The 15,034-nt window shown below is 62.9% G+C and carries 16 protein-coding genes; 9 read left to right on the top strand and 7 right to left on the bottom strand.

The features are described 5' to 3' along the window. The first annotated feature begins 9 nt into the window (after positions 1-9). The 7 genes from NKI52_RS04635 to NKI52_RS04605 all read left to right on the top strand — a co-directional run bounded on the left by NKI52_RS04635 (position 10) and on the right by NKI52_RS04605 (position 5,348). Positions 10-735 (top strand): MBL fold metallo-hydrolase, encoded by a 726-nt coding sequence (locus tag NKI52_RS04635; protein ID WP_352590860.1) that lies wholly within the window; start codon positions 10-12, stop codon positions 733-735. A gap of 357 nt (positions 736-1,092) precedes the next feature. Then, on the top strand, positions 1,093-2,631 hold the full coding sequence (locus NKI52_RS04630; protein WP_352576266.1) for a DegQ family serine endoprotease: 1,539 nt from the start codon (positions 1,093-1,095) through the stop codon (positions 2,629-2,631). Between the two features lie 133 nt (positions 2,632-2,764). Next, a complete protein-coding gene (locus tag NKI52_RS04625; protein ID WP_023680229.1) occupies positions 2,765-3,376 on the top strand; it encodes a molybdopterin-dependent oxidoreductase in 612 nt (203 codons plus the stop codon). Continuing rightward, complete coding sequence (locus tag NKI52_RS04620) at positions 3,373-4,119, top strand: FAD-binding oxidoreductase (protein ID WP_352697186.1); 747 nt, start codon at positions 3,373-3,375, stop codon at positions 4,117-4,119. The genes NKI52_RS04625 and NKI52_RS04620 overlap by 4 nt, the downstream gene beginning before the upstream one ends. A gap of 441 nt (positions 4,120-4,560) precedes the next feature. Beyond that, the gene (locus NKI52_RS04615; protein ID WP_352697184.1) at positions 4,561-4,764 is read left to right on the top strand and encodes a DUF680 domain-containing protein; all 204 of its coding nucleotides are present in this window, start codon (positions 4,561-4,563) and stop codon (positions 4,762-4,764) included. A gap of 71 nt (positions 4,765-4,835) precedes the next feature. Then, entirely contained in the window at positions 4,836-5,042 is a 207-nt protein-coding gene (locus NKI52_RS04610; protein ID WP_023680226.1) for a DUF680 domain-containing protein, read from the top strand. A 66-nt stretch (positions 5,043-5,108) separates the two neighbouring features. Then, a complete protein-coding gene (locus NKI52_RS04605) occupies positions 5,109-5,348 on the top strand; it encodes a DUF680 domain-containing protein (RefSeq protein WP_352590877.1) in 240 nt (79 codons plus the stop codon). Here the strand turns inward: NKI52_RS04605 and NKI52_RS04600 are convergent. The 6 genes from NKI52_RS04600 to NKI52_RS04575 form a co-directional block, all read right to left on the bottom strand. Further along, the gene (locus NKI52_RS04600) at positions 5,345-5,533 is read right to left on the bottom strand and encodes a hypothetical protein (RefSeq protein ID WP_352697182.1); all 189 of its coding nucleotides are present in this window, start codon (positions 5,531-5,533) and stop codon (positions 5,345-5,347) included. The genes NKI52_RS04605 and NKI52_RS04600 overlap by 4 nt on opposite strands. Continuing rightward, on the bottom strand, positions 5,530-6,642 hold the full coding sequence (locus NKI52_RS04595) for an ABC transporter ATP-binding protein (protein ID WP_352697180.1): 1,113 nt from the start codon (positions 6,640-6,642) through the stop codon (positions 5,530-5,532). Before NKI52_RS04595 ends, NKI52_RS04600 begins: the two co-directional genes overlap by 4 nt. 27 nt (positions 6,643-6,669) lie before the next feature. Next, positions 6,670-8,334: a beta-galactosidase BglA gene (gene bglA / locus NKI52_RS04590; protein WP_352697178.1), complete on the bottom strand. Its 1,665-nt coding sequence runs from the start codon at positions 8,332-8,334 to the stop codon at positions 6,670-6,672. A 4-nt stretch (positions 8,335-8,338) separates the two neighbouring features. Then, on the bottom strand, positions 8,339-9,493 hold the full coding sequence (locus tag NKI52_RS04585) for a carbohydrate ABC transporter permease (protein ID WP_023680222.1): 1,155 nt from the start codon (positions 9,491-9,493) through the stop codon (positions 8,339-8,341). A gap of 1 nt (position 9,494) precedes the next feature. Continuing rightward, positions 9,495-10,508, bottom strand: a complete 1,014-nt coding sequence (locus NKI52_RS04580; protein WP_023680221.1) for a carbohydrate ABC transporter permease — start codon at positions 10,506-10,508, stop codon at positions 9,495-9,497. Between the two features lie 227 nt (positions 10,509-10,735). Next, positions 10,736-12,091, bottom strand: a complete 1,356-nt coding sequence (locus tag NKI52_RS04575) for an ABC transporter substrate-binding protein (RefSeq protein ID WP_352452249.1) — start codon at positions 12,089-12,091, stop codon at positions 10,736-10,738. A 362-nt stretch (positions 12,092-12,453) separates the two neighbouring features. On the opposite strand from NKI52_RS04575, the gene NKI52_RS04570 reads away from it, so the two are divergent. Further along, the gene (locus NKI52_RS04570; RefSeq protein ID WP_031213013.1) at positions 12,454-13,476 is read left to right on the top strand and encodes a substrate-binding domain-containing protein; all 1,023 of its coding nucleotides are present in this window, start codon (positions 12,454-12,456) and stop codon (positions 13,474-13,476) included. Between the two features lie 72 nt (positions 13,477-13,548). Here the strand turns inward: NKI52_RS04570 and NKI52_RS04565 are convergent, their stop codons facing one another. Further along, positions 13,549-14,457 carry a LysR family transcriptional regulator gene (locus NKI52_RS04565; RefSeq protein WP_023680218.1) on the bottom strand — a complete coding sequence of 303 codons (909 nt, stop codon included), beginning with the start codon at positions 14,455-14,457 and terminating at the stop codon, positions 13,549-13,551. An 81-nt stretch (positions 14,458-14,538) separates the two neighbouring features. Here NKI52_RS04565 and NKI52_RS04560 point away from each other — a divergent pair, with 81 nt between their 5' ends. Then, the gene (locus NKI52_RS04560; RefSeq protein WP_352697176.1) at positions 14,539-15,033 is read left to right on the top strand and encodes a DUF8737 domain-containing protein; all 495 of its coding nucleotides are present in this window, start codon (positions 14,539-14,541) and stop codon (positions 15,031-15,033) included. Position 15,034 lies beyond the last annotated feature (1 nt).

Raw genomic sequence — 15,034 nt, 5'->3', positions numbered from 1 at the left:
CTTGATCTGATGGACAGCTGGTTCAGCAAAACCATCGTCGACGCCAAGACGACGATGCTGACCGAGCCCTTCGTGCACGAATTCGTGCGCGCCAACATCTGGCATCTGCGCGGCCGCGATGTCGACCTGCTGGTCGACACCGGCATGGGGATCTGCCCGCTGGCGCCGCAGATCGACACGCCGTCCGGCAAGCCGCTGCTCGTCGTCGCCACGCATATCCATCTCGATCATGTCGGCTCGCTGCACGAGTTTCCGTTGCGGGCAGGGCCGCGCCACAGCGCCGCACAGTTCGACAGCATGGATGAAGCGGTGACCTACGCCTACATGTTCCATGATCTGGAAGGCGCCGTCTCCAGGCTGCCGGCAAAGGGCTGGAAGGCGGCCGATTACAGGATTCAGCCGGCGCCTCTGGCCCGGACCCTGGACGAGGGCGATAGGATCGACCTCGGCGACCGCCAATTCCGCGTCCTGCATCTGCCCGGCCACTCTCCGGATTCGATCGCGCTGTTCGACGAGGCTGACGGCCTGTTCTTCGCCGGCGACGCCATCTACGACGCCATGCTGATCGACGACCTGCCGGATTCGGATCGTGCCGCCTATCGCCGCACGATGCAGCGCCTGCTCGAGCTGCCGATCCGGATCGGCCATGGCGGCCATGGACCGAGCTTCGACGGCAGGCGGATGCGCGAGATCGCCACCACCTATCTCAGCCGGACCGACCGGAAAGGCGAATAGGAGGCCTCGGCTGAGGCGGCGCAAATCTGAAGCGATTTGTCTTGCGCAGCTATTTTGTTCTTGCTTTGTGCCGGCAGCTATGCTAGTAATCTGGGTATGGTGCTGATTCGCCCCAACGACCCGCAGCAAGGCGGGTTTTTGTTTTCGGGTTTCGGCGCCAGCCCGGCAAGGCGGCTGCCAGCCGGAAATTAAATCTTCGTAATATTATCTGGAAACCACGATCGGCGCCCTAGATGCGGGGCTGTCGATCCGGTCGGCCGCCGTGCCAGGCGAGACAGGCAAGGCCGACACGCCGATAGAGCATTCCGGTGACGGAACGCTGCGGCGCCCGATCAATCTCTCGCCCGGACAACGGCCATGTCACCAATCCAGACCCTTCGCAGACATCGCGTCGCCGCTCTGCTGGGCGCCGCGCTGATCGTCAGCCCCTTCGCCCTGCCCCTCGCTCCCAGGCTGAATGATGTCCTGGCGGCAACAGTGACCCCACCTGTCACCGGAATGACGGCGCCCAGCGGTTCGTTCGCTCCGGTCGTGGCGGCCGACAAACCGGCAGTGGTGACCATCGCGACGGTCATGAAAGTACAACAGCCGGACACCATGAGCGACGCCTCTCCCTTTGGCGGAACCTCGCCTTTCGACGACTATTTCCGCCATTTCTTCGATGACCAGGGACAGCCCGCCCCCAAGACACCGCCGGAACAGGCGCCGCGCACCGAGGCCCTCGGCTCAGGCTTCATCGTCGGCGCCGACGGCACCATCGTCACCAACAATCACGTCGTCGACGGCGCCCAGTCGATCAAGGTGACGCTCGACGACGGCACCGAGCTTCCCGCCAAATTGATCGGTCATGACGCCAAGAACGATCTTGCCGTGCTCATGGTCAAAGCCGGCAAGCCCTTGCCGATCATCAAATGGGGCGATTCCGACAAGCTCATGCCGGGCGACCAGGTGCTCGCGTTCGGCAATCCTTTCGGCCTTGGCACTACGGTCACGGCCGGCATCGTCTCGGCGCGCGGCCGCGACCTGCATAGCGGGCCGTTTGACGACTTCATCCAGATCGACGCACCGATCAACCGGGGCAATTCCGGCGGCCCGCTAACGGATGTGAACGGCAATGTCGTCGGCATCAACACGGCGATCTTTTCGCCGAATGGCGGCAGCGTCGGCGTCGGCTTCGCCATCCCCTCGGACCAGGCGCAAAAGGTCGTCGCCAAGCTGATGAAGGGCGGCTCCATCCAGTACGGTTATCTCGGCGTCCAGATCCAGCCGGTGACGCCTGACATGGCGAGCGCCATCGGCCTCGATCACGCAGCCGGCGTGCTGGTCGCGCAGGTCAGCGACGGATCGCCGGCCGCCAAAGCCGGCATCGAGACCGGCGACGTCATTACCAGTTTCGCCGGCCGCGACATAAAGGATCCAAGGGATCTGTCGCGCACCGTCGCCGACGTTGCGCCCGGCACGAGGGAAACCCTCAATGTCTGGCGCCAGGGGCAAAGCCTGCAGATCTCCGTCGAGGTCGGGCGCAACGAAGACGACATGGCAACGGGATCGGTGACCGGCGATCGGCGTCAGCCGTCGACGGAGCAGGGCCTTCGCGCACCGGCGCTCGGTCTCGGCCTGATGGACGTCACCCCGGATGTGCGCCAGGCAATGAACCTGGCAGGCAACCAGCACGGCGCGCTGGTCGAGCGCGTCGACCCGAACAAGGCGGCATCGGCTTCCGGCATCCAGCCCGGCGACATCATCGTCGCCGTCGACCAGCATCCGGTGAGGAACGCCAGGCAGGCTAACCAGGCGATTGTGCAGGCTGCCAAATCTGGCAAGAAATCGGTGCTGCTGCTTGTCGAGCGTGGCGACGCCCAGATGTTCGTCGCCGTCCCCTTCGCCAGTGGCTGAAGCGGGCGCCGCGCTGCCAAGATCGATGTAGAGCATTGCCGCCAGGCCGGAGCCAAGATTTCGGTTGCCCGCGCACGCGTCTTCGAGAAAACTGACAAAGGTCGATTGGACCTTGCGCAAACGGATATTCTCGATGGTTACCCGAGGCTTCTCTTCCGGACGAAAGCCGCCGACGGATACGGATGCACGTATCCCGCCGGGGCAATATCTCGAGCAAGGTTTCCCGGTCCTGTCGGCCGGCCCGACGCCGCATGTCCGCACCGAGGATTGGTCGTTTACGCTTAAGCACGGGCCGCGGCCGATCAAGAAGTGGAACTGGGCCGAGTTCAACGCGCTGCCCTTGACCAAGATGACGCGCGACATCCATTGCGTCACCGCATGGACCAAGTTCGACACCGCGTGGCAGGGCGTGCTGGTCGACGACATCCTTGCCGACGCCGGCATCGAGCCGCCCACCGCCTTCACGCTGGCGCTGGGTTTCGACGGCTATTCCACCAATGTGCCAACGAAGGATCTCACCGGCGGCAAGGCGATGGTGGCACTGCTTTACGAGGGCAAGCCGATCACCCCCGATCATGGCGGCCCGGCCCGGCTGCTCGTTCCGCATCTCTATTTCTGGAAATCGGCCAAATGGCTGAACGGGCTGCAGTTCACAGAGCGTGACGAGCCGGGTTTCTGGGAGTTGCGAGGCTATCATATCTATGGCGATCCGTGGCGCGAGCAGCGCTACACGAACGATCCATGAGCGACGCACCGACGGCGCAGTCGCCCTGGCAGACGGTCACCATCACCCGCATCCAAAAGCGCACGCGGCGCGTCACCAGCTTTTTCCTGCAGCCCTCGCGGCCCTTCGCCTACCGGGCCGGACAGCATGTCGACGTCAGGCTGACGGCACCTGACGGCTATCAGGCGCGCCGCTCCTACTCCATCGCCTCGGCGCCGGAGACCGGCGAGACCATCGAGCTGGCGATTGAAAAACTCGAGGACGGCGAGGTCTCGCCATTCTTTCACGACATCGCGGCGGTGGGCGACGAGGTCGAGTTGCGCGGGCCGCTCGGCGGCCATTTCGTCTGGTCCGACGGCGATGGCGGACCGCTCCTGCTCGTCGGCGGCGGGTCGGGCGTGGTGCCGCTGATGTCGATGGTCCGTCACCGGGCGATGCGGGGATCGCTGGTCGCCGCCGCCTTGGTGTTTTCGGCGCGGGTCTGGGACGAGGTGATCTTTCGCGACGAGTTGATCGACCTCGCCGAGCGCCGGGATGGCTTCGACCTGGTGCTGACGCTGACGCGCGAGCCGGCCCGCCGTCCGGCAGATCATGCGCGGCGGGTCGACGCCGCGATGATGGTGCAAGCCATGACGAGGCTGCCCGCGCCGCCGAAGCTCGCCTTTGTCTGCGGCTCGAACGCATTCGTGACGGCCGCCGCCGAGGCACTGATCGATGCCGGTGTGCCTGCGGCACTCATCCGCACCGAACGCTACGGGGTCTGACCCGGTTCTGCTTGCCCGGTTGCTGCCTTCGCTGCCCGGCATAAACAGGCCGAAAACAGGCAGAACGGCGACGCCACGTTTGGCCGAAATGGTTAACGATTCGACAAAGAACCTCGGCTGCGACTTTTATCGGTTTAAAAAATCGAACCGAACGGTTCGTTTCTGTTGACAATGCGTGCAGGACGCTGTGAACGCTGCCTCCCAAGTCACCTTGCAGCCAGACCGATACTATGGGCTATCTACGTGATATTTAGCAATAAAATTGTGGCGGAGGGAATCTCTGGCACAATTTCAAGGTGTAGATTCTTGGTCCACACCAAACAACTTCGTGATTGGAAACTGGCCATCGCCTTTCCCACATCGGGGCTGTCCGAACGACGCGAATTCCTCCCAAGACACGCCGCTGGACGGACGGAAAAACTGAGATACTGGAGTACTAAAATGAAAAAGATCGCTCTTGCCGCCGTCGCCGTTTTGGCCATCACCGGCAGCGCCTTCGCTGGCAGCGACAACTTTGGTTCCAAGGGTGCGAACCAGCCTGCCGCTTCGGTCGACAGCTCGTATACGGCTTCCATTCAGAAGCCGGCTCATGCTGACCAGCAGCCTGTCCAGGGCGCCGACCGTAACCTCTTCGGCAACAAATAACAGCCGATCCCAGCATCAGGGCGGCGGGCATATCCGCCGTCCGGGGATCTGAAAAATTCAGGAGTATTAAGATGAAAAAGATCGTTCTTGCTGCCGCCGCCGTTTTGGCCATCACCGGCAGCGCCTTCGCGGGCAGCGACAACTTTGGTTCCAACGGAGCCAACCAGCCTGCTGTCTCGGTCGACAGCTCCTACACGGCTTCCGTCAAGACGTCGGACCAGGCTGAAAAGCAGCCGGTTGTCCAGGGCGCCGACCGTAACCTCTTCGGCAACAACTAACAGCCGATCCCACCATCAAGGCGGCGGCATGCCCGCCGTTTGATTCGAAAATCCAGGAGTATCCAAATGAAAAAGATTGTTCTTACTGCCGCCGCTCTCTTGATTGCCGCCGGCAGCGCTTATGCCCGCAACGACAATGTTGGCGGGACCGACATCAACAAGCAGTCGACCGTCAACGTCGACAAGACGCAGACGTATTCGGTGCGTGACAGCAACTCGCCGGTCTACAAGCTGCTGAATTCGTCTGGCGATGTGCCCAAGTCCGCGCCTCAGGGCGCCGACCGCAACCTCTTCGGCAACAACTAGAGCAATTCCAGGAAAAGTGTGAAACGGTTTTCCGTCCGGAATTGCGTCAAAACAAAGAGGTAGAGCGGTTCGGCGTTCCGTGAAACGATGAACCGCTCTAACGGCCGAACTGGAATTCCAGACAAGAGCGGCGGGCCCGGCCCGCCGCTCTTGTTTTTTGCATGGCGGAAGAACGCCTGCTTCAAGCCGCCTTTGCTTCTGCTTCATGGAGCGCGAAAGAGCGCCCGTCCGCGTCGAAAATATGCAGGTCGCCGGCGTCCGCCGTCACCCGCAGCGTCGCTCCGCGCTTGACCTCGACATTGCCCGGCAGCTTGGTCACCAGCGGCAGGTCGGCGCGGCCGATGTCGACATAGACGAGCTGGACCTCGCCGAGCTGCTCGACGTAATCGACCGTCCCTTCGAACAAATAGTCGGCGCCGGTGGCAATCATCAGATCCTCCGGCCGCACCCCGAAGCTCACCGCAGCACCTTTCGCCGACGCAGGCGTTGCGATCGGCACCGTTGCCTTGCGGCCGCCGACATGGCTGACGACCGTCGGGTTGCCGGTCTTGTCGATCGTCGCCGGCAGGATGTTCATCGCCGGCGAGCCGATGAACTGGGCGACGAACAGATTGCCGGGCCGCTTGTAGAGCTCCATCGGCGTGCCGACCTGTTCGATATGGCCTTCCTTCAGCACTACGATGCGGTCGGCCAGCGTCATCGCCTCGACCTGGTCGTGGGTGACGTAGATCATCGTTGTGGCCGGCATCGACTCCTTGAGCTTGGCGATCTCGATGCGGGTGGCGACACGCAGCGCCGCGTCGAGGTTGGATAGCGGCTCGTCGAACAGGAAGACCTTGGGATTGCGCACGATGGCGCGACCGATGGCGACGCGCTGGCGCTGGCCGCCCGACATCGCCTTGGGCAGACGGTCGAGATATTTGGTCAGCTGCAGGATCTCGGCCGCCTGGCGCACCCGCTTGTCGATCTCGGCCTTGCTTTCCTTGCCGATCTTCATCGAGAAGGCCATGTTGTCGTAGACGGTCATGTGCGGATAAAGCGCATAGGACTGGAACACCATGGCGATGCCGCGCTTTGACGGCGGCACGTCGTTGACGATCTCGCCGTCGATCTTGAGCTCGCCCGAGGTGATCTCCTCCAGCCCGGCGATGCAGCGCAGCAAGGTCGACTTGCCGCAACCCGAGGGGCCGACGAAGACGATGAATTCGCCCGACTTTATGTCGAGGTCGACGCCGTGCAGAATGTTGAGATTGCCATATGATTTCCTCACTTGCCTTAGCGTGACATCGGCCATGGTGTACCCTCCAGTTCTTCCTTGAATTCAGTCGATACGCCCGAACCAGGCGCCGTAGCCGCCGAGGCGGATAGTGCCGGCGCCAGTCTGTCCCGAAAACCCGTGTCCCGGCAAGGGCTGCAATGAGCGGCCGCCAAGATCGACTTCGGCCGGCTTTGCTCCGAGATTGAAGGCGCAGACGATCTGCTCGTTGCTTTCACGGCGGGTGAAGGCGACGGTGTCGCCCTCGCTTTCGATGAACTCGATATCACCCTTGGCCAGTGCCGGATGGGCGCGGCGGAAAGCCAGGAAGCGCCGGTAGTGCTCGAGCAGCGAGCCGTCGTCGCCTTGCTGCACATTGACGGCTTGCGCAAGGTGCTTGCTGGGCACCGGCAGCCAGGGCTTTGCCGTCGAGAAGCCGCCATTGCGGGCGGCGCCGTCCCAAACCATCGGCGTACGGCAGCCGTCGCGTCCCTTGAATTCAGGCCAGAAGCGGATGCCGTATGGGTCCTGCAGATCCTCGAAGCTGAGCTCGGCCTCGCTGAGCCCGAGCTCCTCGCCTTGATAGATGCAGACCGAGCCGCGCAACGACATCAGCAGCGCCGAGATGACCTTGAGGTAGGCGGTCGGGTCGGGCTCGCCGGCTGCCCAGCGAGAGGCGGGACGCATCACGTCATGGTTGGAGAAGGCCCAGCACGACCAGCCGTCGCTGGCCACCTTGCCGAAGGTTTCCAGCACCGAGCGTACCTTTGCCGCGCTGATCTTCTCCGGCGCCAGGAAGTCGAAGGAGTAACACATATGCACGCGCTTGCCGCCGGCCGTATAGGCCGCCACCACTTCCAGCCCACGCTGCGAATCGCCGACCTCGCCAACCGCGGCCGTCGCCGGGTATTCGTCGAGCAAGGCGCGGAAGCGTTCGAGGAAGCCGAGGTTTTCAGGCCGGCTCTTGTCGTAGAGATGGTCCTGGTAGTTGTAGGGGTTGACGGCCGGCGCCGTCTGGTCGTTGCGCTGCTCGGGTGGCAGCGGCGGATTGTCTTCCAGGCCTTGGCTGTGGAAATAGAAATTGATGGTATCGAGGCGGAAGCCGTCGACGCCGCGCTCCAGCCAGAAGCGGGTGACGTCGAGCAGCGCGTCCTGGACCGCGCGGCTGTGGAAATTGAGGTCGGGCTGCTCGGCCAGGAAATTATGCAGGTAATATTGCTGGCGGCTGGTGTCCCACTGCCAGGCCGAGCCGCCGAAGATCGACAGCCAGTTATTGGGTGGCGTGCCGTCCGGCTTGGCATCCGCCCAGACATACCAGTCGGCTTTTGGATTGCTCCGGCTCGAGCGGCTCTCCTTGAACCAGGGATGGATGTCGGCGGTGTGCGAGAGCACCTCGTCGATCATCACCTTGAGGCCAAGCCGATGCGCCTCTGCGGTCAGCGCGTCGAAGTCGGCCAGCGTGCCGAACATCGGATCGACATCGCAATAATCCGACACGTCGTAGCCAAAATCCTTCATCGGCGATTTGAAGAATGGCGAGATCCAGATGGCGTCGACACCGAGCGAGGCGATGTAGGCCAACCGGCCGATCATGCCCCTGAGGTCGCCGATGCCGTCGCCGTTCGAATCCTGATAGCTGCGCGGGTAGATCTGGTAGATCACGGCACCTCGCCACCAGTCGCGATCTATAGCGAGATCTGGCTTCGGGGTGGCCTTCAAAGCGGATTGCATGATCTCAACCTCCTTTCACCGAGCCGGCAAGCAGCCCGCGGACGAAATAGCGCTGCAGCGAGAAGAACACGATCAGCGGCACGATGATGGTGACGAAGGCCGATGTCGTCAGGATCTCCCAGTCGCCGCCGCGCGAGCCGAGCAACGCATTGAGCTTGGCGGTCAGCACGATCTGGTCGCCCTCGGTACCAAGGAAAACCATCGCCACCAGCAGATCGTTCCACACCCAGAGAAACTGGAAGATGGCGAACGAGGCCAGCACCGGGAACGATAATGGCAGCACGATCTTGACGAAGATCTCGAAATCGCTGGCGCCGTCGATACGCGCCGACTCCATGATCTCGCGTGGCAGGCCGGCGATATAGCTCCTCAACAGATAGATGGCGAAAGGCAGACCGAAGCCGGTATGCGCCAGCCAGATGCCGAGATAGGTCTTCGACGGCACGCCGAAGAAGCTGCCGACGCCGTTATAGAGCTTCAACAGCGGGATCAGCGACATCTGCAGCGGCACGACCAGGAGGCCGATGATGACGGCGATGAGCAGCGCCCGGCCGGGAAAGCGCATCCAGGCCAGCGCGTAGGCGGCGAACGCGGCGATCAGGATCGGGATGACGGTCGCCGGAATGGTGACGGTCAGCGAGTTCATGAAGGAGCGGCCGATGCCTTCCGAAAACAGCACCGTGTCGTAATTGTCGGTGGTGAATTTCGGCGGCGCCGACGAGGCGTAATAGACGCGCTGGCCGCGTTCGCTTTCGAAAGCCTTCGGCGAGGTCATGACGAAACTGCCGTCGGCATTGAGCTGCAGGGTGACGCCGTCGCCGAGATCGGCTGTCGTGCCGGCGGGATATTGCGTCGGCGCGGCCGACTTGACGCCGAAGGCGCTGATGTTGCGGGCCGGGCCGTCGCCGAAGATATTGCCTTGCAGGACGAACTTGCCCTCCTTCTCGACCTGCGCCGAGGCTGGCGGCAGCCGGCCGGCTTCCGTCTGGCTGGAACTGGTGAACGAGTTCCACCAGCCCGAAGCGATGATCTGATCCTTGTCGCGCAGCGACGAGACCAGAATGCCGAGCGTCGGGATCGTCCAGATCGCAACGAAGATGAAGACGGCGATGTGGACGCCGAAACGGCTGACAAAGGACTTTCCGGTCGACGCGGCCATCTCAATGCCCTTCCGTCTCTTTGTTCGCCTGGCGGATGTTCCAGACCATGATCGGAATGACCGCGATCATGATGATGATGGCGATGGTGGCGCCGCGGCCGAAATCGCCGCCGCCGCGGAACATCCAGTCGAACATCAGATTGGCCAACACCTGGCTGTTCCACTGGCCGTTGGTCATGGTCAGCACGATGTCGAAAACCTTCAGCACCAGGATGGTGATGGTGGTCCAGACCACGGCGATGGTGCCCCAGATCTGCGGCACCATGATCTTCCAGAAGATCTGGAAAGGGTTGGCGCCGTCGATGACGGCGGCTTCCAGCGTCTCTTCCGGAATGCCGCGCAAGGCCGACGACAGGATGACCATGGCAAAGCCGGTCTGGATCCAGATCAGGATGACCATCAGGAAGAAGTTGTTCCAGAACGGCAGCGAGATCCAGACCTGCGGCTGGCCGCCGAAATACTGGATGATGGCGTTGAGCAGACCGATCTGCGTCTGCCCGTCGCCGCGATATTCGTAGATGAATTTCCAGATGACGCTGGCGCCGACGAACGAGATCGCCAGCGGCAGGAAGATCAGGCTCTTGGCGATGGTGCCCCACCAGATCTTGTCGGTGAGCACGGCGATGATCAGCCCGAGGAAGGTGCAGGCGGCCGGCACCACCGCCAGCCAGATGATGTTGTTGAGGATCGAGTTGCGGAACTCGCGGTCGCCGAACGCCCATTGATAGTTGGCCAAGCCGACGAAATGGGCGCCGCCGCGATCGAGGAACGACAGCCTCAGCGTCTCCACCACCGGGTAGATCAGGTAGATGGTGAGGATGATCATCGCCGGGCCGACGAAGAGCCAGGGTCGGATCACCCCCTGCCGGCGCAGATTGTTAATCGCCGCCTTGCCGGAAACGCCGCGTGCCGGAAAGATCGTGTCGAGTGCCTTGTTGGCGCCCCAGAAATAGGCGACGCAGCCGCCCACGCCGATGATGATGACGAATATCGCCGAAAAAATCTGAGCCGCCATGGGTCCCTCCCCCTGCGCACGGATCCGCCAGTCGAGAATGGCTTTGGCGACGGGATCATGCGCCGATTCAGTTGTCTGGAGCGCGACCAGCCGGAAAGCAGGTCACTGGGCGCGCGTCATGCCGGAATGCGTTGTACTCACGACAATCGACGCGACGCCAAGCACCGGATAAGGTCCGGGCCGTTTGAGGCCCGGACCACATCACATTGGGAACTCAAGCCGGCCGCTTACTTGATCGCGTCCCAGCTTTTCTGGATGTCAGTGGCGACGTCCTGGGCGGACTTGCCGCCGACCAGGTCGATCATGCCGGTCCAGAACGCACCGGCGCCGATCTTGCCCGGCATCAGGTCGGACCCGTCGAAGCGGAAGGTCGAGGCGTTGGCCAGGATCTCGCCCTGCTTCTTCAGCGCGTCGCTAGCATAGGCGTCCTTGTTGACCGACTTGAACGGCGTCACGAAGCCGCCCTGTGCCATCCAGATCTCATGAGCGAGCGGCAGCTTCAGGAATTCGATGAACGCGCGGGCACTCTTGCTATCTTTAGTGATCATGGCCAGCGTGCCGGCGCCGAGCACCGGAGTGCCGAGCTCGGGCTTGGAGGCGTAGGGCGGGTAATAGAAGAAGTCGGCATCCTCGCCGATCTTGGTGCCTTGCGGGAAGAAGGTCGGGATGAACGATGCCTGGTGGTGCAGATAGCATTTCGGCGGCACCGAGAAGAGGCCCTTCGGGCTGTCACGGAAATCGGTCGCCGCAACCGCCTTGGCGCCGCCCTCGACCATCTTGTCGTCGGTCGCGATCTTGCCGAAAATGTCGATGGCGTTGACCACTGCCGGATCGTTGAACGGAATTTCGTTCTTCACCCATTTGTCGTAGGTCTCGGGCGTCTGGGTGCGCAGCATGATGTCTTCGACCCAGTCGGTCGCCGGCCAGCCGGTGGCGCCGCCCGAACCAAGCCCGATGCACCATGGCGTGCCGCCGTCGGCGATGATCTTCTTTTCGAGCTCGGCAAGCTCTTCCTGCGTCTTCGGCACCTTGTAGCCCGCTTCCTCGAAATTGTCCGGCGAGTACCAGACCAGCGACTTCACGTCGGCCTTATACGGAAAGGCGAAGAAGCCGGGCTTGCCGTCCTTGTCCTTGAACGTGCCGAGGTCGACCCAGGATTGGCCGGCGCCGTAATTGTCCTTGACCCAGTTGGCCGTGTCGTCGCCGAGCGGCGTCAAAAGGCCCTTCGATGCCAGATCCTGGATCAGGCCCGGCTGCGGCAGCACGGCAATGTTGGGCGGGCTGCCGGCCTGCGTGTCGATGACGATCTGCTGCTCGTAATTCTCCGACGAGGAGTACTTGATCTCGGCGCCGGTGGCTTCGGAGAAGTAATCGAGGACGGTGCGGATAAGCCCTTCGTCCTCGCCGCGCCACGGTCCGAAGATCGTCAGCGTCTCGCCCTTGAGGTCGACTTTCTTGAGCTCTTCGTAGTTCGCCCAGTTGAAACGGGGATCTTCGCCCGGCTTGAACTTCAATTCGGCTTGCGCCGGCATGGCGAGCGCAAGCGTGGCAAACGCAGCGCCCAGCAGAAGCATTTTCTTCATCGGTATTCCCTCCCAGTGGTGACAAACACCGAACGAAACCTCCATTCCGTCCGCCGGCGCTGCAGGACTGTGACTCAGTCGGAAAGGAACTGCAACCTTTCGTAGAGTCTTCCAAAGCGCTTTGGTGATTTTGATCACGCCACTGAATTGATCCGGAGTCAAGAGAAAGCCAGACTAATCGATTTAATTTCTGCGGCCGAGTGCCGGCAAAAGTGCGCTGCAGCACAGTTTTCTGGCGGTGCAGCAGCAAATTCGGCTTCAAACCGGTCCGAACCGTGCGTATGGTCAGTGCGCTCGGCAACGCGGTTCGTAGCGGCCAGCTCGATTCAGATTAAAAGCGCTTTGAGGTTTGGAGGCCTCCGGTGAACCTCAAGCAGCTCTCCCACATGCTGGCGCTTTCGCAGACTACGGTGAGCCGCGCATTGAACGGCTACCCCGAAGTCAACGAGGAAACGCGCCGGCGGGTGGTCGATGCCGCCAAGCGTCACGGCTATCGCCCCAATCCGAGCGCCCGTCGGCTGGCGACCGGCAAGACCGGCATGATCGGCTATGTTCTGCCGACGGGGACGACCGTCGACATCGACCCGCATTTCGTCGAGTTCCTGTCCGGCCTCGGCGACTATGCGCGTTCGCACGAGCTCGACCTGGTGCTGTCACCGGCCGATGCCGACGACCAGGAGACGACGTACCGCCGCATTGTCGCCAACCGGCAGGTCGACGCGGTCTATATCTCGTCGCCGAGGCCGGCCGACCGGCGGGTGGCGCTGGTCAATACGCTCGGCATTCCTTTCATCGTCCATGGCCGCAGCGAAGGCTTCGATTTCGACTATCCGTTCACCGACATCGACAATGAGGGCGCCTTCCACGAGGCGGCGCGGCTACTCGTTCAGCTCGGTCATAGGCGTCTGGCGCTGATCAACGGCGACGATCGCGAGACCTTCGCCATCCATCGCGAGCGCGGCGTGCGCCGCGCGCTTGCGGCGAGCGGCCTGGTGCTTCGTGATCAGCATGTCTGTTCGCTCACCATGACCGAGGAGAACGGCTACCGCGCCGCCCGGCGCTTGCTGGAACAAAGTGACGCGCCGACGGCGATCGCCTGCTCCAGCCTGATCATGGCGCTCGGCGTGGTGCGCGCGGTGCGCGATCTCGGCCTGACCATTCCGGGCGACCTGTCGCTGATCGCCCATGACGACGTCTTTCCCTGGCTGAAGCCGGAAAATTTTTCGGTGCCGCTGTCGACGACGCGTTCGTCGATCCGCCTCGCCGGCGCGCGCATCGCCGAACGGCTGGCGGCGCGGATTTCCGGCCTGGAGGAGGGCGCTCGCGGCGAAGTCTGGCCGGTCGACCTGGTGGTCAGGGGATCGGTCGCCGGCGCGCCGGCCTAGAGGCAATCACTCTGAACGGCCGAGGTCGACTCTTGGCGGCTGTTGGCCAGCACCAGCGGGTGCGTCCTGGTCTCAGGCCGCGGATTTGAGGTGATCGATGAAGGCGCGCAGCTTCGGCAGGACTTGGCGCTTGCCGGGATGATAAAGGAAGACACCCGGCGTCGTCGTGGCGACGCTGTCCAGCACCGACTGGAGTTTTCCTTCGGCTATCAGACCTTCGGCGAGTGGTCGCGGTGTCTGCGCCAGCCCGACGCCCCGCATCGCAGCCCCGACCAACGTCGAATAGTCGTGCGCGATCAGCGGGCCTGAGACGACCGCTTCGATCGCGCCGTTGCCGTCGATGAACGACCAGGGCGCGATGCTGCCATTCGAGCGGCGCAAGCGTAAGCAGGCGTGGTGGCGCAAGTCGTCGACACGCTCGGGACGGCCGTGGCGCTCAAAATAGTCAGGGCTGCCGACGACCACGAACGAGAACGGCGCTGTCAGCCGCACCGCGACCATGTCGGCGGCGATGAGCTGGCCGAGGCGGATGCCGGCATCGAACCCGCCGGTCGCGAGATCGACCATCTGGTCGCTCACGGCGATCTCCAGTTCGATCTCAGGATAGGCTTGGCAGAACGACGCGATCAGCGGCTCCAACATCAGCGGCACGATAGCGCGGGGCACAGACAGGCGCAGCAGACCGGTCGGCCGCTGGCCGATATCGCGGGCGGCCTCGCCGGCCGCGACAAGCTCTTCGAACGCCGGGCCGGCACGGTCGAGGAACCGCTGGCCAGGCTCGGTTAAACCAACGCTCCGCGTCGTGCGGACGAACAGCGCCGTGCCCAGGCGGGCTTCCAGCGCGCGCACCGTCTGGCTCACGGCGGATGGCGTCACGCCGAGATCGGCGGCGGCACGGCGGAAACTGAGGCGCCTGGCGACGGCCAGGAACGCCTCGACGCCCTCCAGCGCACCATGTCGGACTGTGTAGTTCTGCTTCATAGGTTGTTGTGATTACACCGGATAGTCGAATTGCGGTAGCGGGCTTAAAGCCGCGTGAATCAACTGTTGAGAGAAGGCCAAATGTCCACGGAAATGGTGTTCCAAACCCATCTTGCTCTCGGCTATGTCGCGTGGCTGCTTTGCTTCGGCGCGTACGGTTTGCCGTGGCTCAGGTCGATGGACCGGGTCGCGGCGCAACGCGCCATCGCTACGCTGCACAGCTTCCGCTTCTTCGGGCTCGTCTTCATGGTTCCAGGTGTCGTAAGCCCCAATCTGCCCACCGACTTCGCCGTATTCGCCGCCTACGGCGATTTCGCGACTGGCGTGCTGGCCATGCTGGCGCTGCTCACGGTGAGGATACGCCCGCTCTTCTGGCCGTTGGTCGTCGCCTTCAATGTCGCAGGGACGGTCGACCTCATCGTCGACTATTACCATGCCGTCCAGATCGGCCTTCCTGCACGCGCAGGCGAACTGGGCACCACCTACGCGATCCCGATCATCTACGTACCGCTGCTGATGATAACGCACATCGCCGCATTCTATTTTCTGCTACGTCCTCAGCAAAACGCGACTTGAG

The sequence above is a fragment of the Mesorhizobium sp. M0590 genome, assembly GCF_040320905.1.
Taxonomy (GTDB): Bacteria; Pseudomonadota; Alphaproteobacteria; order Rhizobiales; family Rhizobiaceae; genus Mesorhizobium.
Note: the sequence above shows the minus strand (reverse complement) of the source record. Positions and strands in the feature narration are given on the sequence as shown.

Excerpts from the sequence above, each read along its gene's own strand:
- NKI52_RS04630 (WP_352576266.1), top strand. The coding sequence starts at position 1,093 with ATGTCACCAATCCAGACCCTTCGCAGACATCGCGTCGCCGCTCTGCTG.
- NKI52_RS04595 (WP_352697180.1), bottom strand. The coding sequence starts at position 6,642 with ATGGCCGATGTCACGCTAAGGCAAGTGAGGAAATCATATGGCAATCTC.
- bglA (WP_352697178.1), bottom strand. The coding sequence starts at position 8,334 with ATGCAATCCGCTTTGAAGGCCACCCCGAAGCCAGATCTCGCTATAGAT.
- NKI52_RS04565 (WP_023680218.1), bottom strand. The coding sequence starts at position 14,457 with ATGAAGCAGAACTACACAGTCCGACATGGTGCGCTGGAGGGCGTCGAG.
- NKI52_RS04635 (WP_352590860.1), top strand. The coding sequence starts at position 10 with ATGGACAGCTGGTTCAGCAAAACCATCGTCGACGCCAAGACGACGATG.
- NKI52_RS04625 (WP_023680229.1), top strand. The coding sequence starts at position 2,765 with ATGGTTACCCGAGGCTTCTCTTCCGGACGAAAGCCGCCGACGGATACG.
- NKI52_RS04585 (WP_023680222.1), bottom strand. The coding sequence starts at position 9,493 with ATGGCCGCGTCGACCGGAAAGTCCTTTGTCAGCCGTTTCGGCGTCCAC.
- NKI52_RS04620 (WP_352697186.1), top strand. The coding sequence starts at position 3,373 with ATGAGCGACGCACCGACGGCGCAGTCGCCCTGGCAGACGGTCACCATC.
- NKI52_RS04615 (WP_352697184.1), top strand. The coding sequence starts at position 4,561 with ATGAAAAAGATCGCTCTTGCCGCCGTCGCCGTTTTGGCCATCACCGGC.
- NKI52_RS04580 (WP_023680221.1), bottom strand. The coding sequence starts at position 10,508 with ATGGCGGCTCAGATTTTTTCGGCGATATTCGTCATCATCATCGGCGTG.
- NKI52_RS04610 (WP_023680226.1), top strand. The coding sequence starts at position 4,836 with ATGAAAAAGATCGTTCTTGCTGCCGCCGCCGTTTTGGCCATCACCGGC.
- NKI52_RS04605 (WP_352590877.1), top strand. The coding sequence starts at position 5,109 with ATGAAAAAGATTGTTCTTACTGCCGCCGCTCTCTTGATTGCCGCCGGC.
- NKI52_RS04560 (WP_352697176.1), top strand. The coding sequence starts at position 14,539 with ATGTCCACGGAAATGGTGTTCCAAACCCATCTTGCTCTCGGCTATGTC.
- NKI52_RS04575 (WP_352452249.1), bottom strand. The coding sequence starts at position 12,091 with ATGAAGAAAATGCTTCTGCTGGGCGCTGCGTTTGCCACGCTTGCGCTC.